This window comes from Parvibaculum sp. (assembly GCF_030694575.1).
Lineage (GTDB): Bacteria > Pseudomonadota > Alphaproteobacteria > Parvibaculales > Parvibaculaceae > Parvibaculum.
The window spans coordinates 1-25,141 of sequence record NZ_JAUYUS010000123.1 but is presented as its reverse complement, the minus strand read 5'-3'; the positions used below and the strand labels follow the sequence as shown (position 1 = coordinate 25,141).

Below are 25,141 nucleotides of genomic sequence, written 5' to 3'. Positions count from 1 at the left end.
CCGTTAACCGTTCGCCCTAAACGTCCGTATGCAGAACCGCGACGCCGCCGACGTCGAGCAGCGGCTGCCCGAGCACGACTTCCCTAGCCGGGAAATGAGGCGAGATGTCGGCAGGCACTGGCCCGTAGTTGAATACGAAGCGGTAAGGCCCCCGCCGCCGCGTGCGCAGGCCGGCCGGCAGGTCGAGAACGGCAAGCCCCGCCTCGCGGGCAAGACGCTCGACGAGACGGTCGAGGAAGGCATCGTCCGGCCAGCCGGCGAGGTAATGCGCGCGGGCCTTGCGGGTGAGCGCGGGATGCCCGTCCTCCGTTTCCGCCAGAACCTCGGTGCCGGAGGCGGGCACGACAAATTCCCGCCACCGGTCGAACCGGTGCGCCTCGTTGTCATAGCGGACGGAGACGGCGCCGTAGGCCCGGAAGCTCTCGGCGCGCGTCACCTTGATGCCGAGAAGGCCGGCAAGGATGCCCGGCGCGAGGTTATCGGGGATCCGGTGAGCGGCGGTGCGGCTGCCGCTGCGCGCGGCGACGAGGAGGGTTCCTTCGCAGGCGGCGAGCGACGCGGCAAGACGGTCCGGCACATGCGGCATGGAGGGAACGAGGACAAGCGCATAGCCGCTCACATCGGCGTCGGGACCGACCACATCGACATCGAGCCCGAGACGGCGGAGCGAGCGATACATCGCAAAAACCTGCTCCACGTATGAAAAATTGCGGCCCTGCGGCTGCACGCGCAGGAACCACGCCGCCTCGTAGGAAAAGATGAGCGCCACGCGGGCTGATATAGGCGCGCCGAGCGGGCCGAGCGCGGCCAGGTCCGCCGAGAGCTGTTTCACCTCGTGAAAGGCGCGGTCCGGCTCGCCGTTCGGCAGGTTGAGCCCGGCGTGAAACTGCTCCTGTGCGAAGGGCGCCTGCCGCCAGCGGAAATAGGAGATCGTTTCCGCGCCATGCGCGAAGCCCTCCATGCCCCAGAGGCGGACGAGACCGGGCAGCGCGTCGGTGTTGTATTGTGCCCAGTTCACCGGGCCGGGCTGCTGCTCCATCACCCAGAAGCGGCCCCGCCCGGCACCGCGATAGAGATCGTGATGGAAGGCCTGCAGGTCGGGATCGCCCGTGCGCATGAAGGCGGCCTTGTAGGCGGCATCGCCCGGGAAGACGTCGAGACTGCCCAGCGGATAGGAATCCCACGTCGCAATATCGAGATCCTTCATCACCTCGAAGTGGTCGAAGTCGAGGAAGAAGGTCATGAAGTTGTGGAGAATGTCGCGGCCGGGCGACAGCGCGCGGAGGATGTCCGTCTGCACGCGGTTGAAGGCCGCGACCTGGTCCGACGAGTAGCGGTGGAAATCCGTCCGGTGCGCGGGGTTCGCCTCCGTGACGGTGCCTGCCGGCAGGTCGATCTCCTCGAAGCTCCGGTATTCCATGCTCCAGAAGACGTTGCCCCATGCCTCGTTGAGCGCGGCGACCGAACCGTAGCGATCTCTCAGCCAGTGGCGGAAGCCGAGCCTCGCCTCGTCGGAATAGGAAAGCACCGTATCGTGGCAGCCATACTCATTGTCGGTCTGCCAGGCGACGACGGCGGGATGCTGCCCGAACGCCTCCGCCAGCGCCCTGACGATGCGCGCGCATTCGCGCCGGTAGCCCGCATGGGAAAAACAGTAGTGACGGCGCGACGCGAAGCCGCGCGGCCGCCCATGCCTGTCCACCGGCAGCATGTCGGGCATCGAATCGACCAGCCACTTGGGCGGCGTCGCCGTCGGCGTGCCGAGGATGACCTGAAGCCCCTCGCCATGCAGCGTGTCGAGCGCTCGGCCGAGCCAGGCAAAATCGCAGGTTCCAGGTTCCGGCTCCAGCCGCGACCAGGCGAATTCGCCGATGCGGACGCGGGAGATGCCCGCCTCGCGCATGTGCCGCGCATCCTCCGCCCACATGGCCTCCGGCCAGTGCTCGGGGTAGTAGCAGACGCCGATGGAGACGTCGGTGGGGCCTTGGGCTTGCGGCATGGTTCCTCCCTCTCTCCCGCCAGATTGCCGGAAATGCGGGCGCTTGCAAGAGCGCCCCTCATGTCCAATGCTGGCCCCGCCAAAAAGGGGAAACGACATGACCAAAGTCTGCATGATCGGCGCGGGCAGCACCGTCTTCATGAAAAATCTGGTGGGCGACATCCTGCTGAACGAGATGTTCGCGGATTGCGAAATCGCTCTCCACGACATCGACGAGGCGCGGCTGAAAACCTCCGCCATCGTGGCAGGGAAAATCGCCGATGCGCTCTCCGTCTCCCCGGCGATCACGGCGACGACCGACCGGCGCGAGGCGCTGACGGGCGCCGACTTCGTGATCGTGATGATCCAGGTCGCGGGCTACAAGCCCGGCACCGTCACCGACTTTGAAATTCCGAAGAAATACGGCCTGCGCCAGACCATCGCCGACACGCTCGGCGTTGGCGGCATCATGCGCGGGCTGCGCACCGTGCCCGTGCTGCTCGATATCGCGAAGGACATGCGCGAGCTCTGCCCGAAGGCGCTGATGCTGCAATATGTGAATCCGATGGCGATCAACTGCTGGGCGCTGAACCGGCTGGCGCCCGACATAGACCATGTCGGCCTCTGCCACTCGGTACAGGGCACGGCCTACGAACTCTCGAAGGACCTCGATGTCGATTACAAGTCGCTGCGTTACCAATGCGCCGGCATCAACCACATGGCCTTCTATACGAAGTTCGAACGCGAACGCGAGGACGGCACGCGCGAAGACCTTTATCCGAAGCTGAAGGAAATCGCGGCGAGGGACGAGGAACCGGGCTGGAACAAGGTGCGCTACGAAATCCTCCGCCGGACCGGTTATTTCGTAACCGAATCGAGCGAGCACTTCGCCGAATATGTGCCGTGGTTCATCAAGCGCGACCGGCCCGACCTGATAGAGAAGTTCAACATTCCGCTCGACGAATATATCCGCCGCTGCGAGGAGCAGATCGCGGCCTGGGAAGCGCAGGAGCGCGAACTCGTGTCGGCGAACCGGCTGGAGGTGAAGTTCTCCGGCGAGTACGGCGCAAAGATCATGCGCGCGGTCGTGTCGGGCAAACCGACCGTCATCAACGGCAATGTCGCCAATAACGGCCTCATCGACAATTTGCCGGCGGGCGCCTGCGTGGAGGTACCCTGCCTCGTCGATGCGAACGGCGTGACGCCGACGCGGGTGGGCGCACTGCCGCCGCATCTCGCCGCCATGATGCAGACCAACATCAATGTGCAATCGCTGACGATGGAAGCCATCGCCACCGGCAAGCGCGAACATATCTACCATGCCGCCATGATGGACCCGCACACGGCGGCGGAACTTTCGCTCGACCAGATATGGGCGCTCGTCGACGACCTGATCGAGGCGCATGGCGACCGGCTGCCCGCCTACCGGTGACGCAAGCCGATTTCGGTGTCATTTCCGGCCCGCGAATATAGAATCGCGTGATTCCTCCCACCGGAGACGACGCATGGCGCCAAACAAGAACCTGAGCGACTTTCCCCTGTCGAAGGAATGGCAGTGGAAACCGCTTCTGGGCTGGACCGCCGCCGCTCTTCTTCTCGTCGCATCATGGCTCTTTCAGCCGACGCGGGGCTACTGGGACATCTTCGATGTTGCAGTCTTCCGGGCCATCAACGGCACAGTCGCGCGGGACGAGCGCATTGCCGTCTTCTGGGCGTTGACGGGCGGACGGCAATTCGGTCCCTTCCTGCTGGTGACGATTCTCGCGGTCTATTTCTATTTCATCGGACGCGCGGACCTTGCGCGCTTCCGGCACGGTGCCGCATTCGCGGTCCTCACCGCGATCCTGGTGCTCGCAGCGGTCGTGCTGCAGGAGCTTGTCGCCTATTCGCGCCCCTCTCCCTCTCTTGCTCTCGACAGCTATCATTCGATCAAGGCGCTGGTGCCCTGGTCGATGGCAGGAGAAGGATCCGCCTCCAGCTCGGCCGACAACTGGATGACCGCGACGATCGTTCTGGCGGTTCTCTGGTGGCGCGGCTTCACATGGCGTCTCGGCCTGGCAGGCGCCGCGCTTGCTCTCCTGTGCGTGCTGCCGCCCATAGCAGCGGGTGCGCATTGGCCGACAGATGCCCTGATCGGCGGCGGCGCAATCGCGATACTGGCGCTGGCACTAACCAGTGGTACGCCGGTCGCATGGTGGATATACCGGGCGGCGCTGCGACCGACCGACTGGACGATCTCGCACTGGCAACGCTTCGTCGCGGAGTTGAGCCCCGAGGGCCACGACAATCCCAATCCGACGCGGCAGGTCTTGCGCGGCATGTGCGTGGGCGCCGCCGACCTTGTACCGGGTGTCAGCGGCGGCACGATGGCACTCATTCTCGGCATCTACAAACGCCTGATCGGCGCCATCGCCCATATCGACAAGGAAATGCTGAACCTTCTCATGCGCCGGCAATTCCTCGCCGCCGCGCGCCACATCGACTTCATGTTCGTTTTGCCGCTCGGTATCGGCGTGGTGCTTTCGCTCATCATCTTCAGCCGTATCGTGCCGCTGTCGCTGCTGGTCGCGGAGTTTCCCGAAGTGACCTTCGGCTTCTTTTTCGGACTGATCGCAGCCTCCATCGTGGGCCTGCTCTCGCATGTCGACATACGCGGCCCTGGAAGCTGGGCATGGATCGCGCTCGGCATCTGCTTCGGTCTGTTCGCAGCCATCCTTGTCCCGGTGAAGACGCCGGACGCCGCGTGGTTCATTTTCCTGTGCGGCATGGTCGCGGTCGCCGCCATGCTGGTGCCGGGCATTTCGGGCTCTTTCGTGCTGCTGATCCTCGGCAAATATACCGATGCCATCGACGCGCTCGGCCGGCTGGACCTCGGCTTCCTGCTGCCGCTTGGGACCGGTGTCGTTGTCGGCGCCCTTACTTTTTCGCGCGCCATCTCGTGGCTGCTTGACCGCTTCTACCAGAAGACGCTGCTGACGGTGATCGGCGTGCTTGGCGGCTCGCTGCTTGCCGTGTGGCCGTTCAAGGATCGCGAGTACGAAATAATCGGCGAGAAGGCGCGCCTCGTCGCGGCGCATCCCTATGTCCCGATGAATGTCGACCTCACCGTGGCGCTGGGCATCGCGGCGATCTTCGCGGGCGCTTTCCTCTACAGGCTTCTCGACCGGCTGGCGCAGCATGCGGAAGAGAACGGGACGGCCGCCGGCTGATCTCCGTCAGGCCTGTACGAGCCAGGCAGCGGGATTGCCCGCGGCAACCCGTTTCCACCACACCTCCCGTCCGGCCGGCAGCAGCGCGACAATACATCCGCCGAAACCGGCGCCGGTGAGCCGCGCGCCGAACGCACCGGCATCGAGCGCGTCCCGGACCAGACGGTCGAGTGCCGGCGTCGATACCTCGAAATCCTCCGCAAGCGAACGATGGCTCTCCGTCATCAAGGAGCCGAAGCCGCGCAGGTCGCGCATTTCGAGCGCCGCCACGGCAGCCGTTACCCGCGCATTCTCACCGACGACGTGACGCGCGCGCTTGAGAATCAGCGGATCGGAAAGCGCGGCAAGATCGGCCGGGACTGCATCGCGCAGCGAAGCGATACCGAGGAGCCGCGCGGCCTCCTCGACCGAACGGCGGCGTTCGTTATAAGCGCCATCGACAAGCCGCCGGGCCTCGCCGCAATGTATGACGGCGAAATGAAATTCAGGCGGGACCGGCACGAGGCGCGTATCGTTGCTCCGGCAATCGAGAAGCAGTGCCTGACCCGGACGGCCCACGGCGCTCGCCATCTGGTCGAGAATGCCGCATTGGACGCCGCAATAGGCGTTCTCGGCGGATTGCGCGAGCCGCGCCACTTCCACGTCCGGCAGATGGGCGCCGGTCAGCATCAGCGCCGCGCGCAACGTGGCGACCTCGAGCGCGGCCGAAGACGAGACGCCCGCCCCTTGCGGCACGTCGGAACTGACCAGCACCTCGACGGGCGGAATGGCGAAACCCGCCTGCAGGAGTTCGGCAAGCGGACCCGCGATATAATCCGTCCAGTCGCCACGCGCGGTCGCGGCGGGATCGAACGGCGCCGTCTCGTCGAGATCGAGACTATGCGCGCGGAAAGCCGGCGCGGGCGCCATCGCCACACGCGTTTCGAGCGCGAGCGGCATCGGCAGGCAGAAGCCCTCCGCATAATCCGTGTGGTCGCCGATGAGATTGACGCGGCCGGGCGCCGAGGCTTCCGCCACCGCGTCGCGGCCGAATATCCCGCTGAAGATTTCCCTCACGCCTCACCGCCCGGCGAAACCGCCCGCAGCCGCTCCGCCGCAAGCTCCGGCGGCACATCGACGAGAAAGACGCCGGAGCCCTGCTCGACGCCCGCCAGGTATTTGAGCTTGTTCGCGTCGCGAAGGAAGGGACGGATTTCGATCGTCATGTGGAAACTGTTTTCGAAGCCGCGCGGCGCCGTCTGGACGATGAGGATATAGGGCATCGGCCTGCCGAAAAGTCCGTCGAGGCGGCGCACGCCGCGGCGAAGCAGGCGCGCCATCGCCTCGATCTCGGACGGGCGAAGCGCCGCGGGACCGGGCACCCGCCGGCGCGGCACGATCCAGGTCTCATAGGGATACATCGCGAAGGGCGGTACCAATGCCAGCGCCTCGCCGTCATCGTCGAGCACGAGCGCAGAGTCGGCGGTCTCGATCAGCCGCGCGACGACAGGCGCTTCCGCCTGCGCGCCGGCCGCGCGGGCGGCACGCACGGGCACGAAGGGAAAGGCATAGATCTGCCCATGCGGATGATGCAGCGTGACGCCGATCTCCTCGCCCCGGTTCTCGAAGGGAAGGATGTAGGGATAGGTCTTGCCGAGCGCCTCGACCCGCGCGCCCCAGACCTCGATCAACAGCGCCAGCCGGTCGAGCGAAAAACTGCCGAGCCCGCCGGTATGATCGGCGGAGAAGACGACGACTTCGCAGCGCCCCGCCGCCGGTGCCGTTTCGACGCTCGCCAGCACCGGCGCGGCGGAGGCCGCGGCCAAGGCCGGAAACCTGTTCTCGAACACGGCCACCTCGAACCCGGTAAAGGGAATTTCGCCCAGCCGTCCTTCCTTCGCCGGGCAGAGCGGACAGGCGGCCGCCTCCGGCAGGAAGGTCCGCGCCTGCCGCGCCCCCGCATAGGCGACCCATTCGCCCTGCAGCGGGTGCCACCGCAGATGAGGCTCCGCGCCGGACGGCTCCGCCGGGAGCGCCAGGCCGGGTGCCTCGTCATGAACGGCGCGGCCGTAGAGCAGCAGGTCCCGGCCGCCCGGCAGACGGTGTTCCCTCAGCGTGTACAGATCGGCCTCCCCTGTTTGCCCGGCACCACTATAGCCGCGCTCACCAATTCTTAACCACGCCCGCAAGAACCGGAACGGGACAGTCCGTATTGGCGCGCCCTTTGCGCTCTCACGAACCAGTTGTCGCATTCGGATACAAGCAGCGTGGGCATCGTGAGCGTACTGGAAAAGCAGATTTCGGCCTTTGAAACCGGGACCCCCGTCCCGGCGGCGGGCGTCGCCGGCCTTGAGGCCACCTATCGCGAGGAAACGGGCACGGGCACTCGCCTCACCCCGCTGGCCGACCGTTTCATGCTGCTGGTCGGCGACCTGGGCGCGCTGGCGGTGGCGCAGGCGATCGCCGGGTCGATCGCATTCGGCATCAATGTGCAGGTTTTGAATACGGAATTCGGGGCCTTGGAGGCCGGCGAGCTGACCAGCCGCCTCATCCGCATCGGTTTCCTGCTGATGCTTCCGATCCTCTGGTGGGCCGCCAAGGGCCATTATTCGAAGCGCACCCCCTTCTGGGCGGAAGCGAAGGAAATCGTGAAAGGCATCGCCCTTGTCGCGCTCGTCGACGGCTTCCTGCAATACCTGACCAAGGACTATTTCTCGCGTCTCTGGATGCTCCAGGCATGGCTCTGGGCCCTCATCCTTGTGCCGACGGCACGTATCGCGATGAGACATGTCCTGAAGCGGTACGGAAGCTGGACCGCGCCGGTGCTGCTCATTGGCTCGAAAGAGAACACTCTCGAAGCCGCCCAGGTGCTCGAGTCGGAGCCCTATCTTGGCTACGAGGTGGCGGGCACGCTGGACCTTGCCGAACTGACCTCGGAGCGCAATGCCGCCAATCCCGCGAGCCTGCTCTACCGCGCCGGCGGCCAGCTCTCCGCCGCGCTGAAGCTCGCCTGCGATCGCCACGGCGCCCGCTTCGTCGTCCTCGCCCCCTCGCCCGAGGAAATGGCGAGCCTCGATCACATCCTGCGCGCGCTGCACCGCGCCCGCATCGCCTTCTCGATCATCCCGCCGGTGAAGGGCATCGGCGTGATGGCGCTCGAAGCCGGCAATTTCTTCAGCCACGACCTCGTGATGCTGACGCTCGCCGACAACCTGAACCGGCCGATGGCGCGCATCATGAAGCGCAGCTTCGACCTCGCCGTCGCCTCGCTGGCGCTGGTTCTGCTCGCGCCCTTCTTCTGGGCCGTTTCGGCGCTGATCCGCCTCGACGGCGGCCCGGCTTTCTTCAGCCACCGCCGCGTGGGCGAGAAGGGCCGCGATTTCATGTGCCGGAAGTTCCGCACGATGCATGTCGACGGCGAAGCGATCCTGAAGGACGTACTCGAGAACGATCCTCTCCGCGCCGCCGAATGGGCGCGCGACCAGAAGCTGCGCAACGATCCGCGCGTGACGCGGGTGGGTGAATTCCTGCGCAAGACGAGCCTTGACGAGCTGCCGCAGCTCATCAACGTGATCCGCGGCGAGATGAGCCTCGTCGGCCCGCGCCCGGTCACCTATTCCGAAGTGCTGCGCTATGGCGAGGACGCTGAATACTACCTCTCCGCCAAGCCCGGCATCACCGGCCTCTGGCAGGTGAGCGGCCGCAACGACACGACCTATATGCGCCGCGTCGAACTCGACGCCTGGTACGTGAAGAACTGGTCGCTGTGGCAGGACATCGCCATCATGTTCAAGACGTTCCCCGCCGTGCTGCTTCGCCGGGGCGCCTGCTGAGCGGGACTAGATTTCAGGCTTCACGCCTATATCGACGGATGCGTCGCGCTTCACCGTGCGGCGCATTTCCCGTTTCATCTTCATGGTCTGCCACCGCCGCCCGACCCTGACGATCGTGATGCGCCGCCAGCGGCGGCCGCGCGGATGATCCAGCGTGAGGATGGTGAGGCCGACGGGAATGGCGGCAGGTCCCGGCGGACCCGGGATGACGCCCAGAATGACAAGACCAATGCCGGCGCCGACGCGGCCGATGCGGCTGCGCGGTACCGGAATGCGATATTTGCCGATCCTGATCTTCATGTGCCGTACTCACGGTTCGCCGGGTCGGCCATCGCCTCTCCCCGCAAGATACGCATGGCCGGCCGGGATTCCGGCGTTCCGATTGTAGGATTTTGTGGCCGCTCTTGAAGATAGACGCCCACTGACAAAGATGTAGAGGAGAAATTCACGCCAGAGGAGCCTTTCATGCGCGCCGCCGGGAATGCCGATAGCCAAAGCGGGAGCCAGCTCGCCTTCAAGACAAGAAACCGGCAGTTCGCCGCAGGGAAGGAACGCTACTGGTACAAGGGCGATCCCGTCATTACCGCCTATTTCAACGCATTGTCGGCGATGTTTCCCGACGGCGAACGCTTCTTCTGCGACACGGTGCGGATGCAGAAACACCGGATCGGCGATCCGAAGCTCCAGGCGGAGATCAGGGAGTTTCTCGGACAGGAGGCGGTTCACTCCCGCGAGCACCAGTCATATAACGACCGGATCGCGGAGCTGGGATACCCGATGCGCAAGATAGAGGCGCGCTCCGCCCGGATGCTGGCGCTGGCGAAGAAGATTCTGCCACCGCGTGCGCAACTCGGCCAGACCGTCGCGCTGGAGCATTTCACCGCGATCCTCGCCGACCAGTTGCTGACGGACCGGGAAATATTCCGCGCAGAGGCGACGCCGGAGGAATACGAACTCTGGATGTGGCACGCGGTGGAGGAGACGGAACACAAGGCTGTGGCCTTCGACGTGCTGAAAGCCGTCTCCTCGAAGCCCGCCTTTTATCTCAACCGCGTGCGCGCATTGCTGATGACCACGCTCTTCTTCAACGCTAACCTGTTCATGCATATCCGCGACCTGCTGAAAGCGGATGGGCTGCACTGGAGCCCGCGCGCTTGGGGCCGGCTCTTCCGCTATCTCTGGATTTATCCGGGCTCGCTGCGGAAGGCGATTCCCGCCTATCTCGACTGGTTCCGCCCGAGTTTCCATCCGTGGCAGCACGACAACCGCGAACTTGTGGCCGCGTGGAAAGCGGAACATGGCGAGGAGCCGTCGCAGGCCGTATCGTCCGCCGCCTGAGACATCAGCCGCGCAGCGCGAGATAGGCGTCGCAGATTTCGACGAGCCGCGTGCGGCCGAAACTCGGGTCGTGTCCGCCGTGGACGACATTCACATCCATGCCCCGCAGCCGCCGGATCGTCGCGAGATAGGTGGCGATGTCGGAATCGGGCAGTTCATCGAGCAGCGGACCGTCATAGATCGCGTCGCCTGAAAAGAGCGTCCTCGACGCCTGCTCCCAAAGACCGACTGAACCCGGAGAATGACCCGGCAGATGGAAGATCGAAAAATGCCGGTCACCGAGATCGACGACGTCGCCTTCGCCGATGAGGCCCGTGGCCCGTGTCGAGGTCACGCGATAGGTGGCTATGTCGTAACCTTCATGCGGCAGGGCATCGAGGAGGACGGCGTCGCCATCGCCGAGGCCGTAACCGGAAAGGCTGGCCCGGAGTTCGGGCGGAAAGCCTGAAACGGTAAGTGCCGCGAATTCCCGGTAGTGCTCCATGCGCGGCGCCTCAAGCCGGTGCATGAGCCGGGTCTCGAATTCATGCAGGCACCCCACATGATCGTAATGGATATGGGTCGCCACCGCGACGAGCGGCTTGTCGATGAGATCGGCGATCTCGTCTCTGAGCGATGCGACGCCGACGCCCGTATCGATCAGCAAGTCCCGGTCACGGCCGCGCACGAACCAGATATTGCAGCGAATGAGCGGATGGACATGCGGCTCCCACAACAGCGTGACGCCGTCAGCCATCTCCTTGCGCTCAAACCATCGCCCGGCGATTTTCACGAGGAAGAACTCCGAAAGGCGAACCGGAACACGGCCCGCTTCGCCGCCATCCTATCGTGATGGCGACCGGAATTCCGCCGGAAAATTCATCCCGCGGGAGAAGGGAAGCGCGCGCGAAGAATTCGTCCAGGCCGCCGAATTCCTCGCGTGATGCGCCCGGCCACTCAGAAGAAGAACGAACCGATACCGACCATACCCAGGGTGGCGAAGGCTCCATAAGCGAAAGGAAGCACCTTCTTTACCCGGCGCCGGCTCCATGAAGGAGACTGCCATGCAGGCGGAAGGCCCGAAAGACCGGGTATCATATCGTCGCCGGCGCCCTCATCGTTGATGATGCGGATTTCGGCGGCGATGACCGCGCCACGATGCGTGACGAGTTTCGCACATTTGAGTTCGCCGCTGATCCGGCTGGAGGAGCGCAGGATCACTTCGCCGGAGCACATGAGCGTGCCGTCGAACGTACCGGCGATTTCGGCGCGAAGCACCGTCGCCTGTCCTTCGACCCGTCCGGTGGCGCCGATGGACAATTGTGCGGCCCGCAGGTCGGCGTTGATCGCGGCTCCGTCGACGAACATGGAGCCTTGCGTGTCGAACGACCCCTCAAGAACGCTGTTCTCTCCGATCGTTATATCCTCGTTGCCCGCCCTCAAAAGACGGACCGGCGTATCCTGCCGGCTTGAATGACCGGCATCGCCCTTGGGGCCGATCCCGGTCGCCGAGCCGGTCGCCGCGTTTGAATTTGTGAGTGTCACTTCTCTTCTCCTGTTCGCATAACCCATGACCCGTTTCTGCGCTCGACGAATGGCCTTCACACAACGGCTGCCGAAGCTTGATCGGGCCTCGAGCAACTGCCGGCTATATTCGTGTACGGAGAACATGAGACGGATATCCCACTATCGCCGATCGCATGCACTAACTTGCGTCGAAGCGATGTAAAAAACCTTTCGGTTACCGTAAATCGCAACCGATACGGAGCGAATTCGGCTCGAACAAAAACCGATATGGCGAGATTTCGGAATGTAGTGGCGTCGCGCTCCTGGGACCGCCGCTCAGGAAACGCTTCTCACGATGCGCAGAGCCTTCGCATAGCGGGCGGCTTTCTCGTCGCGCACAGGCGGCGAGGTATGCTTCAGCGTGGTGGCAAGATTATCCGTGAGATCGGCGATCTTTACCGGCCGCGCGAGAGGATTGGCGGCGGCACGTCTCGCGAAATCGAAATAGTCTTCGCCATCGCGGCGCGTCATCGCATCAATGGCGTCCAGCACCTCTTCCGGACAACCTTCGGTTCGCAACCGACCGAGATTCCACTGAGGCGCATGCTCGAGAAGATCGTGCAGCACAGCGACGACGCGCGCATCTTGCCCTTCCACCGCCATCATGACGCGGAGACAATGGAGGATATAAGGCCCCCCGTCCTTCCCGGTTTCGCCCGCATGCGCTTCGGCGGCAATCACGATCGCCCTTTCGAGGGTGATGCTCCCGCTCAGACCAATCATGGCGCTCTCCATTCGACTTCCTCCGGCATCGCTCGATGGATGCGCCTGACACCCCGAAGCGGCTGCCTGGCAGTCCCCCCAACTGCGGGCCCGGAACGATGCAATCAAATAGTTCGCGAGGCGACTGTCCCGGAATTCGTGCCGCTTTGATCGAAGCGCGATCGCTCCTGTCGCGCGCGCAGAATCTTCAGACAGCGCGCAACGACAAACCCCAGCGAGGTCCCGATGGCAATGCCGCCGACATTGGCGGCGAAGTCACCCAGCGACGCCGACCGCCCCGGCACAATGAGCTGCATGATCTCAATCGCGGCGCTCGCCGACACAAGGACACCGGCCGTCATCAGAGGCCACCGGACATGACGGAAAAGAAGCTGTGTAAGAGCGCCGAGAACCAGCCACGCACCGAAATGCACCAACTTGTCGAAATACGGAAAGAGCGATGGCGGACCAAAACCCGGCAACAGCGAACCGGCAAGCACCATCAGACAGGAGCTCGCCCACAGAAGCATCAGAAGCCTCATGAGGAGGGGGAGCCGGGGCAACAAGATGCCGGCCAGTCTGTTGGCGTCCAAATGCAATCCAAATACTCGATACTGCGAACCCGGAATTTCCGGCTGCATCTACTCCGCGGCCGGCTTTATATCCCTGCCATAGACGTCATCGAAGCGTACGATATCGTCCTCGCCAAGGTAGGAGCCCGATTGCACTTCGATGATGCTGAGTGGCTCGGATCCCGGGTTCTCCAAACGGTGCCTGGTGCCGATAGGAATATAGGTGGACTCGTTCTCATTGAGAATCCGGACCACATCGCCCACCGTCACCTGGGCCTTGCCTTTGACGACGACCCAGTGTTCTGCGCGATGATGGTGCATCTGGAGGGAAAGAGCCGCGCCCGGATGAACCATGAGGTGTTTCACCTGATGCCTGTCTCCGGCATCGAGACTTTCGTAGAAACCCCACGGCCGATAAACGCGGTTGTGCGCCTGATGTTCCGTTCGTCCCGCAGCCGCCAGACGCTCCACAACCTTCTTCACATCCTGAACGCTATCCCGTGAGGCAACGAGAAACACATCGCCCGTTTCCACGATGATGAGATTTTCAACGCCAACCGTCGCGACAAGGCCGGATTCGGCCCTCACAAAACAATCGCGCGTGCCTTCGGCCAGAACGTCGCCGGCGAAGACGTTTCCCTTCTGGTCCTTCTCACCGATTTCCCAAAGCGCCGACCAGGAACCTATGTCGCTCCAGCCCATGTCGACAGGCACAACCACCGCGTCGGATGTGTGTTCCATGACTGCGTAGTCGATTGAGTCCGATGGACTTGCCGCAAAGGATTGCGAGTCGAGACGCAGAAAATCGAGATCGCGCGATCCCTTTATCACGGACTCGGCAGCACACGCCGCAATCTTCGGACAATAGCGGTGCATTTCGTCGATAATGCGATCGACCCGGAACATGAAGATGCCGGCATTCCAGTCATACCCGCCCTCTGCCAAATAGGCCTCTGCCGTCGAACGGTCGGGCTTTTCGACAAACCGGTCGACCGCATAGGCCGTACCGTCCAAAAGCGGCGCCCCACGCTTTACATAACCGTAACCGGTCTCTGGCGCCGACGGCAGGACGCCGAACGTCACCAGCTTGCCTGCTTCGGCGAGAAGAGCGCCACGCGCGATAGCTTCGTGAAAAGCGGCGACATCGCCGATATGATGATCCGCGGGAAGAATGAGAAGGATGCCGGAAGGATCGAAGGTCTGCACAAAGACAGCAGCGGCAGCTGCCGCGGGAGCTGTGTTCCGTCCCTGTGGTTCCAGAATATGCGCCAGCGGCGAAATACCGGCCTCGCGCATTTGCTGCGCGATGATGAATCTGTGCTCGTCATTGGAAACGATGATAGGTGCCGCCACGGTGTCGGATGCCGCAACCCGAAGCACCGTCTCCAGAAGCATTGCGCGCTCGGACACCAGAGGCAGAAGCTGCTTCGGATAAAGAGCGCGAGATGTCGGCCAAAGCCTCGAGCCGACACCGCCAGACAAAATGACTGGATAAATCATGCGCACCGTTCAGTTCATTTAAAACAAGCCGCCGATGACGTGAAACCCTCGGACGGAGGACCAGATGGAACGATAATGGATTTCCGGGGATCATTCATCCTCAAAACGGCGCTTCTGGTTAACACGGTCCAACATGGTCCCGACGAAGCGACGCCTTGCCACGCGCCGGCCGCTTGCGGGAAAAGCGGATAAATGCGAAACCAGAACACCTGTCACGCGTTGTCGACGAGGGCTTCCAAGGGCGAAAAACAGCTATGACTTCTGCCTACCCCCGCATCCGCAAAGCCGTCTTTCCCGTCGCCGGTCTCGGCACCCGCTTTCTGCCTGCCACGAAAGTAATTCCCAAGGAAATGCTGACGGTGGTCGACAAGCCCGTCATCCAATATGCCGTGGACGAAGCTATTGAGGCGGGCATCGAACATTTCATTTTCGTGACGGGACGCGGCAAGGGCGCCATCGAGGATCATTTCGATCTTGCCTATGAACTTGAAGCGACGCTGAAGGCTCGCGGCAAGACGGCGGAACTCAAGATGATGCAGGAGAGCCGCCCGAAGGCCGGCACCGCGAGCTTCGTCCGCCAGCAGGAACCGTTGGGGCTGGGTCACGCTGTCTGGTGCGCACGCGATATTGTCGGGGACGAACCCTTCGCCCTGGCTTTGCCGGATATGCTCATCCACGGTGAGCGCGGATGTTTCGCGCAGATGGTCGATGTCTATTCGAAACACGGCGGGAACGTCATTGCGGTCGAGCAGGTACCGCATGAACACGTGAACCGCTACGGCGTCGTGGCGCTCGCCGAAGATCTGGGCAATGAAACGCATCGCATCACCGGCATGGTGGAAAAGCCCAGGATTGAAGACGCGCCGTCTGACCTGATCATCTCGGGACGGTATATCCTGCAACCGGGAATATTCGCCAAGCTTGCGACCCAGAAGCCCGGAGCCGGCGGCGAGATACAGCTCACGGATGCGATGATCGCGCTGATGTCCGAAGAGGATTTCTTTTCTTACCGCTTCAACGGAATAACTTACGACTGCGGCGACAAAATCGGTTACCTCACGGCCAACGTGGCCCTTGCGCTGGACCGCCCCGATATCGCACCGAAGTTCCGACAGATTCTGTTGAATCTGATCGGCTAATCGTAGCATCGGGACGGCTGGCCCTTCTCTGGAGAACGGCATGAAGATCGCCATGATTGGCACAGGCTACGTAGGCCTGGTTTCCGGCACATGCTTTGCCGAGATCGGCCACGAAGTCGTTTGCGTGGAAAAAGACCCCGCCAAAGTTGCACGGCTTCAACAAGGCGAAATTCCGATCTATGAACCCGGCCTCGAGGACGTCTTCACCCGCAACGTGGAAGCCGGACGGCTGACGTTCACCAGCGAGGCCGGACCGGCGGTCGCATCCAGCGACGCGGTCTTCATCTGCGTGGGCACCCCTCCTCGCGAGGATGGCGATGCCGACCTGAGCTATGTCTACGCCGCGGCCGCCGAAATCGCCCCGTATCTCATGAACTACACAGTCGTCGTCGACAAATCGACCGTCCCCGTCGGCACGGCAAGGGAGGTTGAGGCAATCATTCGCAAGATTAATCCGGATGCGGACTTCGACGTTGCATCAAATCCGGAATTTCTGCGCGAGGGAAACGCCATCGACGATTTCATGCGACCCGATCGCATCGTCATCGGTACCGACAGCCCGCGCGCTCGTGCAGTTATACAGGCAATCTACCGGCCGCTCATGCTGAGCGAAATGCACTTCCTGTACACCGGCGTGGCCACCGCGGAGCTTACCAAATACGCCGCCAACGCTTTCCTCGCCATGAAGGTCACCTTTATCAACGAGATAGCCGACATATGCGAGGTGGTGGGCGCGGATGTGCAGGACGTCTCCCGGGGCATAGGGCTCGACACCCGCATCGGCCTGAAGTTCCTCCAGGCAGGCGCCGGTTTTGGGGGGTCCTGCTTTCCGAAGGACACCCTGGCGCTGGCCGGTACCGCGCGGCGCGCCGGGCGTCCGACCAAGATCGTGGAAGCGGTCATGGACGCAAACAACGAGCGGAAGAAAAGAATGGCCAACAAGATCGCCGCGGCCTGCGGCGGCGACCTGACGGGCAAGACGATCGGTGTCCTCGGGGTTACGTTCAAACCGAATACCGACGACATGCGAGATGCACCAAGCCTCGACATTATCCCCCTGTTGCAGCAAGCCGGCGCCCGTATACGAGCTTACGATCCGGAGGGCATGAGAGAAGCCCGGAAATATCTTCAGGATATCGAATGGGTGGAAGACGCCTACAGCGTGATGCCGGGTGCCGACGCGATCCTCATACTCACCGAATGGAACGAGTTTCGCGCGCTGGATTTCGAGCGTCTTCGCCGCGCGGTCAAAACACCGCGTATTGTCGACCTGCGCAACATCTACACTTTGGAGGAAATGGCCCAGGCCGGCTTCGAATATCACTCGGTAGGGCGTTCATCCGTTTCACCTTCGACCGCCGAACACGAAGCCTGACGTCACCCGCAAACCTGCTGCGTGGCAAATCAGATTGTCGGCTGGTTCGCGCCGCTCGCCTTAGCCAATTCGAACCGCCTGATATCGGCCGCCACCATTTCATTGACCAGCTGGGCAAAACTCGTCCGGCATTCCCAACCGAGCAACTGGCGGGCCTTGGAGGCATCTCCAAGCGTCAGACCGATATCCGTCGGGCGAAAGAAGGTTGGATCGACAGCCACAAGAGGGTCGCCGCTCTCCAGATCGAACCCCACCTCGTCGGCCCCCTCGCCTTCCCATACAAGCTTGCGCCCGATCTCACCGAAAGCGATCTCGACAAATTCCCTGACCGAGTGGTGTTCTGACGTCGCAAGGACATAGTCGTCGGGCTCGTCACGCTGCAGCATCAGCCACATTCCCTCGACATAATCACGCGCGTGGCCCCAATCGCGCCGCGTATCGAGATTGCCCAGCTTGAGCAGTGCGGTGTCGCCGAAATGGCGACGTGCAACCGCGAGCGAAATCTTGCGCGTCACAAAACGCTCACCGCGCCATGGGCTTTCGTGGTTGAACAGAATCCCGTTGGAGGCGTGCACCCCGAATGCCTCCCTGAAATTGACGGTCGCCTCATATGCAGCCAGCTTGGAAACCGCATATGGATTCATGGGATGGAAATGACTGCTTTCGTCCTGAATGTGCCCGTTCGCATCGCCGAACATCTCGGAACTGGAAGCTTGGTAGTATCTCGTTCGCCGGCCTGGATCGGACTTGACCAGCGCACTCAAAAGGCGCACCGCGCCGGTCGCGTTCACGTCCGTCGTGCGGGCCGGGTCCTCGAAGCTCGTCTGGATATGTGTCTGCGCCGCCAGGTTGTAGATCTCGTCGGGCCGTATCTCATCCAGCAATCGTGCAAGAGAGACGGCGTCCACGATGTCGCAGACATGAAGATGGAGGCGTCGATCAACATCGAGAATATGTTCGAAGCGTGACCTGTCCAGGCGCGACAGATCACGGGCTATTCCGTGAACGACATATCCTTTCTGAAGCAGCAACGCCGCAAGATAACCTCCATCCTGCCCCGTCACGCCGGTAATCAGGGCAATGGGACGGTCCCCCACAAGGTGCGTATGTCGACGTGTCGGCTGAACTAGAGGCAATGGTCTCTTCCACATGACACCGGGCGAAGACAAAGCCGGTTTTCCCAAAAACTGAGACCGCTGCGACAACAATTGGCAGAAAATCGTCCGGGATGGCGCCGGCACGGCACAATCTCCACTTGAATTCCGCTGATGACCGAAGCCGATCCAACCCATAATATTACTAGATTAGAAATCTTCCGCGATCCAGCCTCTCAACGCCTTGGCCGGACCAAATTGAGTTGCCGGATGGCTCTTTTCGCCAGCCAGGCACGACGAAGCTGATATGATTTTTAGACGATCTCTATATAATATCAAAAAGCGGGAATAGTGCATTCGATGACATGAGGCGAGACAGGAGTGGGGGTAAATTCTGCGAAAGGAAGTCCACACGTGGACAACGACGGCGCCGCCTCTGAAATGTCGAAGAGTATGTTCGAAGCCGGGCCGTTATCTGTTTCCGGCGTGCTGAAAAGCGCCCTGCTAAAGCAGAGAACGCAGCTTCTGGGCGGGGTTCTGTTTGCCGTTGTCTTGCCGGTCCTGCTGCGGTTCGACCTGCTTGAAATGCCCCTTACCTCACTGAGCCTGAATAACACAATTATCGGAGCGACCGTCGCAATGACGGTAGGCTTCTTTATTTTTGGACGCTTGGCCTCCTATCCCGGTACCGACGGAATTTCATATTCGGTTCCCGTCTTTATGCTGTCGTATGGGGCCGTTCTCGTCGTGTTTCTGTTCTTGCGGCTGGACTACAGCCGCTACCTCTTCGGCTCCAGTTTCGTATTGTCGGTTGTCTGGTTTACGGCGCTCGCGATCGTCCTGACAAGAATTCGATCGTTTCGGATAGGCATAGTGCCGGGCGGAGAAACCGACAGGTTGCCTCAGCTCAAAAACATCATTTGGCAGACGCTGTCGGAACCCAAGCTCCCGGAAAACCGGCTGGACGCGATGGTGGCCGACCTGCGTGCGGATTTTCCGCCTGAGTGGGAACGCTTCATTACGGAAACGGCCATCGTCGGCACCCCCGTCTACCACGTGAAACAGATGTACGAGACACTCACGGGCCGGGTGGAAATCGAGCATCTATCCGAGAACACGCTGGGAGCGCTGAACCCGAACGATGTCTATCTGAAGTTCAAACGCGTGGCTGACTGGCTCCTGGCCGCGCTTGTAATTGTTTTCGGTTTCATATTCCTTGCCGCTATCGCAATTGTCATCAGGATTGAATCGAAGGGCCCCGTCATATTCAGGCAGCCGCGCATGGGCTACGGCGGAAAGATTTTCACCCTGTACAAGTTCCGTACCATGAAGATGGAAGACGATACGGAAGGTGACAGCCGCCAAAAGGCCATCACGCTCAATAACGATGCGCGGATAACACGCTTCGGGAGATTCCTGCGCCGGACCCGGATCGACGAACTGCCGCAGATAATTAACATCCTGCGTGGGGAAATGAGCTGGATCGGGCCACGCCCCGAGGCCGTGCCTCTATCCGAGTGGTACGAAAGGGAGCTTCCCTTCTACCGCTATCGCCACATCGTCCGCCCGGGAATCAGCGGTTGGGCGCAGGTCATGCAGGGACATGTCGCATCGACGGACGAAGTGCTGGAGAAGCTGCATTATGACTTCTACTACATCAAGAATTTCTCTCCCTGGCTCGACTTCCTGATCCTGCTCAAGACGCTGCGCACCGTGATCACCGGCTTCGGTGCCCGCTGAATGCAAAGGAAGCGGACCGATGCCTAGCGACCGCATAAAGCCGCGCGGGCTCCTCGGTCGGATAACACGGCGTCCGAACGCCATCACATCCGTCATCAAGATTGCCAACGCACTCCTGGGCTTTCTGACGGCAGTCCTTCTCGCTCGCACTCTGGGCGTGGAGGGGTATGGAGAGTATGCGTTCGTCTACGCCATCATGACCATGCTGGCCATCCCGACGACGCTTGGTCTTCCTCAACTGGTGATCCGCGAAACCGCTCTCGCCCTACAGGCCGGAAACACGGCCCGGATCCGGGCCATCTGGAGCTGGGCCCATCGCGTCATCCTGGTCACGTCTTTTGCCATCGCCGTTATGACGATCGCCGCCGTAGCCGTTTTCGGCACAGGCATCTCGTCGCGAAATACCTTTCTCCTGGGCCTCCTGCTGGTACCGCTTATCGCGCTCGGCAATCTCCGTGGGGCTTCGCTGCGCGGTTTGGGGCGTTTGGTATTCGGTCAGCTGCCCGACAGCATTCTGCGCCCGCTCTTCTTCAACATAGCCGTGCTGCTCTGGACCGTTATCGCGGGAACAACGAACTTTACGGCTTTTGACGCATTGTTGCTTCACATTGCGGCGGCGTTCGCGACCTTCATCATCGGGACAGCCATTCTGCTGCGTCACACTCCGCCGATGGAAGCGGGGCGGACTGAAGCAATCGACGGCCGAGCCCTGCTTCTGGCGACTGGGGCCCTCGGAGCGGTAGCCGGCCTGACCACCATCAATAACAACATAGACATCATCATGATCGCGCGGGCTCTGTCCGCCACTGAGGTCGGCATATACAAACCGGTGGTGACGATCGCGGGATTGGCCTTGTTCGGACAACAAGTGGTGACCGTGGTCATCATGCCCCAGGTAGCCAAACTCTATGCGGCGGGAAGAAAAGCCGAGCTGCAACAGCTTCTCAAGCGCAACGCCCGCCGCTCCTTCCTTTTGGCACTGGGCGTTCTCACGGCGATCGTACTTGGAGGGCAATGGGGGCTGGGCGTCGCCTTCGGTGAACCGTTCCGGGCGGGCTATCCCGCACTGGTAATTCTCGCATGTGCGCAGACCATCAACGCCGCCCTGGGGTCCACGGCTCTGCTCATGAACATGAGCGGCAATGAACGCATCACGCTGGCCGCGATCTCCGCCGCGGTTGCCGCCAATCTGATTTTGAACAGCGTGCTGATCCGGTTCATGGGTATCGAAGGTGCGGCAACCGCGACGTTTGCGGCGCTGATGCTCTACAAGGGCATATTAACCATTGTGATCCGTCGAAAGCTGGGCATAGGCAGCTCGATTTTCTGACCGCCAGACCATGGAAAATCACGGTCTCGCGAACTGGCCGGCCGCCGGATCCGGTGTCGCAGCCCCAGCCGAAAGGCGTTTGAATTCAGTTCCGATGGAATACACGCTCGAATACTTATCTGTTATAATATTTTGGTAACTTTTTATATGCCTGTGTGGAACGAATCCGTGACTTACGCCTATCTTTTGGAAAAGATTCGAAAAGCCCGAGTTCAGGATGTGCCGTTTGCGCATGTTCAGATAAACGATTTTTTCCACGAAGACGATTTCAAGGCAATTACGGCATCGCCGGAGATCAAGCTCGCGCCGCAAAGCTCGGACAGCGATCTGTTCAACGCGCTGTTCAAGAGCGGCTACAAGATTATCGAATTTCCCGGCTGCATCACGGACAAAGATGTCTATCTGAACTGGCACCAGCACAAACGTTCAGACCACAGATACAACAATACCTCCTGTGAAGGCTTCGGTGTGACGCTTCGCCTGTTGCAACCCAAGTCGGCTGCGATTCAAAAATTGACGGAGTTTCTGAATAGCGAAGAATTCCGCACGGCGATTGCCGAAAAATTCGGCATTCCCATGGATGAGGTCTTCTACGATGCAGGTATTCAAAAATACCTGGATGGCTACGAGATAAGCCCGCACCCCGACATTCGGAAGAAAGCTCTCACCTACATGGTCAACATCAATTCCGATCCCGAGTCGGAAAAGAACGAGCACCACACACACTATCTTCAGTTCAAGGACTCCCATAAATACGTGCAGTCATACTGGGAGGGAAATCCGGACAGCGACAGGTGCTGGGTACCTTGGAGCTGGTGCGATACGAAGAAAATTCAGAACGAAAATAACAGCATAGTAATATTCTCGCCTGCAAATAATACATTGCATGGCGTGAAGGCTAGATACGACCATTTGAAGTATCAGCGGACGCAGCTTTATGGGAATTTCTGGTATAACGAAGCACGTACAACCAAGCACCCGGCTTGGGAGTCTTTTGTTATTGAGCAGACAGGAAAAAGAAAGGCGGCGACAATCAAAGGCCGCATTTCCACAATACTGCCAAAAGGCGCAAAAACTTTTGTTAAAGACGTCTTGCTGAAGAGCCGCCGCGACGTGGCGTCCGGCCGTCTGAAGCGCGATTAGCTCCACTGGCGATCCGATCGACCGCTGCGTGAACGTTAGTCGATATGCTCAATGTCGGGCCAGTCTGGAAACCAATTCCGGCGAGCCGCCATTTATGATGAAATGCCTGAGATACACGCAAGCGGGAAGCGCTGTCGCTAATGTCATCGGAATTTGTTGCCTCGCCTCTCCCGGCCCCTGTTTTCGTTATCGCACCTGCCCGCTCGGGTACAACGGCCTTGTCGCATCTGCTCGCCCGCGACCTCGACCTGCGCTGTTCGCCGGAAACCAATGTCATGGGCATCCTCGATCGCATTGGCCGCGATCATCGAACCATGACCTTTGAGGCCTTTCAGCACACACAGCATAAGTTTCTGATGCATGGGGCCAACAGGCCCCACTCCATCCTCTTCCCGCGATCGTTGCTTCATCGAAGGATTCTGGACGCCCCTCGCGCCTTCGCCGAGGCTTTGATATCGGCCGACCACTACACCGAAGGCCGGCAGATTCTGGAGCAGACCCCGCGCAACGGCGAACACGCAACCGCATTGAGATGGCTTTTCCCCGAGGCCTTGTTGTTGTTCCTGATACGCAATCCCTTCGACGTAATCCAGAGCAACCGGGCCACTCCTTGGGGCAGCTCCAACGTCGCGCTGCTTTTCGCTCTTTGGGCGCGGCAGTATGTGGAAGTGGCGCGACTGGCCCGCTACTACGGCCGCCAACGGCTGATGCTTGTGCGTTACGAAAAGCTGGCGAGCCAAAGCTATCGCGACGGCTTGCTGCGACGCCTCGAACGTGCCGGGATCGCCCGCCGGGCCGAACCGATCGAGATTACGCCTCACAACTTTGAGAGATCGGATTGGGCGGACGGCCACTTCAGCCGGACAGTGCAGCCGTTCGCTCCGCAACAGAACACGAAGTGGAGCCGGCGCTATCCGTACCTTGGGCGCTTGGGCGCAGGTCTGTGTCTGGTCACATTGCAAGCCTTGCGTCGGCCGTCGGGCCAAGGCCGTGGCTTTGGTTGGAGACTAATGCAACTGGCCGCGATCCTGACGGCAAAGGTTCTGAAGCGATGACTTCCTCTTCGTTGATCCTTCTTGTTGGTTACGCAGGAAAAGGCAACTTCGGCGACGAAATGATGATCGAAGCCGCCGCCGGCTTGCTGTCCGGCAGCACCGTAAGGATAGTCGAGGGCGGAATCCCGATGGGAAAGCTGCTCAGCCTACTATGGCAGGCTGAAAGGATTGTGGTGTGCGGCGGGCATGTCATCGCTCCGCGCCACGGTTCGTACCTCCGTGTATTGATTCCGGCTCTGCTGATGGGAAAAGCAATCCGCTTCGTCAGCATCGAGATGTCCGGCATGCCCCGGCGCCGGCTGACCCGGCTCTTGCAGTGGCTGGTACTCGCAAAGGCAGACATCTCCGTGCGCACAGCAGAGAGCGCGGCCATACTTCGGCAGGTCATGCCCTGGAAAGCGACAAGGCAGGTGGTCGACCTCTTCTATCTGCACCCGGCCTTCGATGGTTCGCCAGGCAGGGGGGCTCTCCCGGCGGTGGACCGGTTCCGGCTGGAGCCGGGGCCGGCTCAGCCCCAAGGTCCATGTCACCTGATCGTCCTTCCCCGCAGTTTCGGCCGGGGACAGGGGTATAACGACAATCAAAATGCCGCACGGATTGCGGACGCGATCAGACACGTCGCATTGAATCGCGAGATTCATAAAATAACGGTTTCACCATCGGCAAATGTCGATGACGCTGAACCCTGCTTCAGACATATCTCCAACGAATGGTCCAACCGCGTTGAGCTGACATTGGTGCCAAATTCCGCACCTTTGACGCTTGACCCGGGTACAGTGGTCATCACCAACCGGCTCCACTTGGCCAAAGCCTGTCTGTACTGGGGAATAGAGGTGATTTTAGTTTCCTACGACCGCAAGACGGAAGCACCCGAACTGGTCGGCCATACAGGGTCGATCCTGCAACTGGATGGCTCCGTTCTGCCCGCTGCCGATCTCGCGATATCGCCGGCACTGCTCGACGCGCGGCGACATTTGAGCCTGCAGGCAATCCGACGCCAGATTCAGGTGACGACATGAGCGGACGTTTCGTGATCGTCAACCTGGCTCTGTTCATGTTCTTTGTGTTGCCGCAAATGCTGCTCAACGCGCTCGGCGCCTATCCCGGCAAGTTGCGGGTGCAGATGGATTTCGGCGTGGAGTTCCTCGTAGGCATGCAATGCCTGGTTCTTTTCGTCGTGGTATTCCTGTTTGCGGCATATCTCGCGAAGATCGACAGGGCCCGCATCCGCGAATTAACGGAAATTATCGCTCGGCGTACTTCGTTCCAGATGCTCTGCCTCGCGATTACCGCGATATGCTATCTTCTGCTCGCACTGGATATCGGCGTGAAGCAGACCAGCGCCTCCGAGAATTTTGTTATCCGCTTTCTCCCGCGCGAAATCGTAACAGTAGCGGCTCTGCTCTGCGCAATCGTTACACGCAAACGCTTCTGGATCCTCCTGCTGGCTGCCAACATCCTCTATTGGGTGCTGACCGGCAGCAAGGCCTCCCTGTTCATCGTGGTCCTGGCATTCCTCTACTATCACACGCTTGAACGCCTCCCGATCCGACCAGCGCATCTGGTCTGGGCCGGACTAGCGCTCATACTTCTGCCATTCAGCTTTGTT

General features: G+C 61.2%; 22 protein-coding genes. 12 read left to right on the top strand and 10 right to left on the bottom strand.

Annotated elements, in window-relative coordinates; all coding sequences use genetic code 11:
- Positions 1-16 precede the first annotated feature (16 nt).
- Positions 17-1,999, bottom strand: coding sequence for a beta-galactosidase (locus tag Q8S60_RS17460; RefSeq protein WP_305668749.1), 1,983 nt, complete (start codon positions 1,997-1,999; stop codon positions 17-19).
- Positions 2,000-2,096: 97 nt separating this feature from the next.
- Between Q8S60_RS17460 and Q8S60_RS17455 the strand changes: the two genes are divergently transcribed.
- Together Q8S60_RS17455 and Q8S60_RS17450 are read left to right on the top strand one after the other, a co-directional pair.
- Positions 2,097-3,410 (top strand): alpha-glucosidase/alpha-galactosidase, encoded by a 1,314-nt coding sequence (locus Q8S60_RS17455; RefSeq protein WP_305278435.1) that lies wholly within the window; start codon positions 2,097-2,099, stop codon positions 3,408-3,410.
- Positions 3,411-3,483: 73 nt separating this feature from the next.
- On the top strand, positions 3,484-5,187 hold the full coding sequence (locus tag Q8S60_RS17450) for a DUF368 domain-containing protein (protein ID WP_305278436.1): 1,704 nt from the start codon (positions 3,484-3,486) through the stop codon (positions 5,185-5,187).
- Between the two features lie 6 nt (positions 5,188-5,193).
- Here Q8S60_RS17450 and galK read toward each other — a convergent pair whose 3' ends face one another.
- Together galK and galT are read right to left on the bottom strand one after the other, a co-directional pair.
- Positions 5,194-6,243 carry a galactokinase gene (galK, locus tag Q8S60_RS17445; RefSeq protein ID WP_305278437.1) on the bottom strand — a complete coding sequence of 350 codons (1,050 nt, stop codon included), beginning with the start codon at positions 6,241-6,243 and terminating at the stop codon, positions 5,194-5,196.
- The gene (gene galT / locus Q8S60_RS17440; protein ID WP_305278438.1) at positions 6,240-7,355 is read right to left on the bottom strand and encodes a galactose-1-phosphate uridylyltransferase; all 1,116 of its coding nucleotides are present in this window, start codon (positions 7,353-7,355) and stop codon (positions 6,240-6,242) included. Before galT ends, galK begins: the two co-directional genes overlap by 4 nt.
- Before the next feature lie 78 nt (positions 7,356-7,433).
- On the opposite strand from galT, the gene wbaP reads away from it, so the two are divergent.
- Positions 7,434-8,999, top strand: coding sequence for an undecaprenyl-phosphate galactose phosphotransferase WbaP (wbaP, locus tag Q8S60_RS17435; protein WP_305278439.1), 1,566 nt, complete (start codon positions 7,434-7,436; stop codon positions 8,997-8,999).
- Between the two features lie 6 nt (positions 9,000-9,005).
- On the opposite strand, the gene Q8S60_RS17430 is transcribed toward wbaP, so the two are convergent.
- Positions 9,006-9,299, bottom strand: a complete 294-nt coding sequence (locus tag Q8S60_RS17430) for a hypothetical protein (RefSeq protein WP_305278440.1) — start codon at positions 9,297-9,299, stop codon at positions 9,006-9,008.
- Positions 9,300-9,464: 165 nt separating this feature from the next.
- Between Q8S60_RS17430 and Q8S60_RS17425 the strand changes: the two genes are divergently transcribed.
- Complete coding sequence (locus Q8S60_RS17425) at positions 9,465-10,337, top strand: metal-dependent hydrolase (protein ID WP_305278441.1); 873 nt, start codon at positions 9,465-9,467, stop codon at positions 10,335-10,337.
- A gap of 4 nt (positions 10,338-10,341) precedes the next feature.
- Here the strand turns inward: Q8S60_RS17425 and Q8S60_RS17420 are convergent, their stop codons facing one another.
- The 5 genes from Q8S60_RS17420 to Q8S60_RS17400 form a co-directional block, all read right to left on the bottom strand.
- A complete protein-coding gene (locus Q8S60_RS17420; protein ID WP_305278442.1) occupies positions 10,342-11,109 on the bottom strand; it encodes an MBL fold metallo-hydrolase in 768 nt (255 codons plus the stop codon).
- Positions 11,110-11,273: 164 nt separating this feature from the next.
- The gene (locus Q8S60_RS17415) at positions 11,274-11,861 is read right to left on the bottom strand and encodes a polymer-forming cytoskeletal protein (protein WP_305278443.1); all 588 of its coding nucleotides are present in this window, start codon (positions 11,859-11,861) and stop codon (positions 11,274-11,276) included.
- Between the two features lie 297 nt (positions 11,862-12,158).
- The gene (locus Q8S60_RS17410) at positions 12,159-12,605 is read right to left on the bottom strand and encodes a metal-dependent phosphohydrolase (RefSeq protein WP_305278444.1); all 447 of its coding nucleotides are present in this window, start codon (positions 12,603-12,605) and stop codon (positions 12,159-12,161) included.
- Positions 12,606-12,709: 104 nt separating this feature from the next.
- Positions 12,710-13,225 carry a VanZ family protein gene (locus Q8S60_RS17405; protein ID WP_305278445.1) on the bottom strand — a complete coding sequence of 172 codons (516 nt, stop codon included), beginning with the start codon at positions 13,223-13,225 and terminating at the stop codon, positions 12,710-12,712.
- Entirely contained in the window at positions 13,226-14,656 is a 1,431-nt protein-coding gene (locus Q8S60_RS17400; RefSeq protein WP_305278575.1) for a mannose-1-phosphate guanylyltransferase/mannose-6-phosphate isomerase, read from the bottom strand.
- Between the two features lie 254 nt (positions 14,657-14,910).
- Here Q8S60_RS17400 and galU point away from each other — a divergent pair, with 254 nt between their 5' ends.
- Both galU and Q8S60_RS17390 read left to right on the top strand, forming a co-directional pair.
- Positions 14,911-15,795: a UTP--glucose-1-phosphate uridylyltransferase GalU gene (gene galU / locus Q8S60_RS17395; protein ID WP_305278576.1), complete on the top strand. Its 885-nt coding sequence runs from the start codon at positions 14,911-14,913 to the stop codon at positions 15,793-15,795.
- A gap of 40 nt (positions 15,796-15,835) precedes the next feature.
- Positions 15,836-17,170, top strand: coding sequence for a UDP-glucose/GDP-mannose dehydrogenase family protein (locus tag Q8S60_RS17390; protein WP_305278446.1), 1,335 nt, complete (start codon positions 15,836-15,838; stop codon positions 17,168-17,170).
- A 29-nt stretch (positions 17,171-17,199) separates the two neighbouring features.
- Here the strand turns inward: Q8S60_RS17390 and gmd are convergent, their stop codons facing one another.
- Positions 17,200-18,411: a GDP-mannose 4,6-dehydratase gene (gmd, locus tag Q8S60_RS17385; RefSeq protein ID WP_305325768.1), complete on the bottom strand. Its 1,212-nt coding sequence runs from the start codon at positions 18,409-18,411 to the stop codon at positions 17,200-17,202.
- 267 nt (positions 18,412-18,678) lie between these two features.
- On the opposite strand from gmd, the gene Q8S60_RS17380 reads away from it, so the two are divergent.
- The 6 genes from Q8S60_RS17380 to Q8S60_RS17355 form a co-directional block, all read left to right on the top strand.
- Positions 18,679-20,004 carry a sugar transferase gene (locus Q8S60_RS17380; RefSeq protein ID WP_305278448.1) on the top strand — a complete coding sequence of 442 codons (1,326 nt, stop codon included), beginning with the start codon at positions 18,679-18,681 and terminating at the stop codon, positions 20,002-20,004.
- A gap of 19 nt (positions 20,005-20,023) precedes the next feature.
- Positions 20,024-21,334, top strand: a complete 1,311-nt coding sequence (locus Q8S60_RS17375) for an oligosaccharide flippase family protein (RefSeq protein ID WP_305278449.1) — start codon at positions 20,024-20,026, stop codon at positions 21,332-21,334.
- A gap of 168 nt (positions 21,335-21,502) precedes the next feature.
- Complete coding sequence (locus Q8S60_RS17370; protein WP_305278450.1) at positions 21,503-22,477, top strand: hypothetical protein; 975 nt, start codon at positions 21,503-21,505, stop codon at positions 22,475-22,477.
- A gap of 140 nt (positions 22,478-22,617) precedes the next feature.
- Positions 22,618-23,532, top strand: coding sequence for a sulfotransferase (locus Q8S60_RS17365; protein WP_305278451.1), 915 nt, complete (start codon positions 22,618-22,620; stop codon positions 23,530-23,532).
- Positions 23,529-24,551, top strand: a complete 1,023-nt coding sequence (locus Q8S60_RS17360; protein ID WP_305278452.1) for a hypothetical protein — start codon at positions 23,529-23,531, stop codon at positions 24,549-24,551. Before Q8S60_RS17365 ends, Q8S60_RS17360 begins: the two co-directional genes overlap by 4 nt.
- On the top strand, positions 24,548-25,141 hold a 594-nt coding region (locus Q8S60_RS17355; RefSeq protein ID WP_305668748.1), incomplete at its 3' end, for a hypothetical protein. The genes Q8S60_RS17360 and Q8S60_RS17355, both read left to right, overlap by 4 nt.

Excerpts from the sequence above, each read along its gene's own strand:
- galU (WP_305278576.1), top strand. The coding sequence starts at position 14,911 with ATGACTTCTGCCTACCCCCGCATCCGCAAAGCCGTCTTTCCCGTCGCC.
- Q8S60_RS17400 (WP_305278575.1), bottom strand. The coding sequence starts at position 14,656 with ATGATTTATCCAGTCATTTTGTCTGGCGGTGTCGGCTCGAGGCTTTGG.
- Q8S60_RS17410 (WP_305278444.1), bottom strand. The coding sequence starts at position 12,605 with ATGATTGGTCTGAGCGGGAGCATCACCCTCGAAAGGGCGATCGTGATT.
- Q8S60_RS17360 (WP_305278452.1), top strand. The coding sequence starts at position 23,529 with ATGACTTCCTCTTCGTTGATCCTTCTTGTTGGTTACGCAGGAAAAGGC.
- Q8S60_RS17390 (WP_305278446.1), top strand. The coding sequence starts at position 15,836 with ATGAAGATCGCCATGATTGGCACAGGCTACGTAGGCCTGGTTTCCGGC.
- Q8S60_RS17375 (WP_305278449.1), top strand. The coding sequence starts at position 20,024 with ATGCCTAGCGACCGCATAAAGCCGCGCGGGCTCCTCGGTCGGATAACA.
- Q8S60_RS17405 (WP_305278445.1), bottom strand. The coding sequence starts at position 13,225 with ATGCAGCCGGAAATTCCGGGTTCGCAGTATCGAGTATTTGGATTGCAT.
- Q8S60_RS17460 (WP_305668749.1), bottom strand. The coding sequence starts at position 1,999 with ATGCCGCAAGCCCAAGGCCCCACCGACGTCTCCATCGGCGTCTGCTAC.
- Q8S60_RS17430 (WP_305278440.1), bottom strand. The coding sequence starts at position 9,299 with ATGAAGATCAGGATCGGCAAATATCGCATTCCGGTACCGCGCAGCCGC.
- Q8S60_RS17365 (WP_305278451.1), top strand. The coding sequence starts at position 22,618 with ATGTCATCGGAATTTGTTGCCTCGCCTCTCCCGGCCCCTGTTTTCGTT.
- Q8S60_RS17425 (WP_305278441.1), top strand. The coding sequence starts at position 9,465 with ATGCGCGCCGCCGGGAATGCCGATAGCCAAAGCGGGAGCCAGCTCGCC.
- Q8S60_RS17455 (WP_305278435.1), top strand. The coding sequence starts at position 2,097 with ATGACCAAAGTCTGCATGATCGGCGCGGGCAGCACCGTCTTCATGAAA.
- Q8S60_RS17450 (WP_305278436.1), top strand. The coding sequence starts at position 3,484 with ATGGCGCCAAACAAGAACCTGAGCGACTTTCCCCTGTCGAAGGAATGG.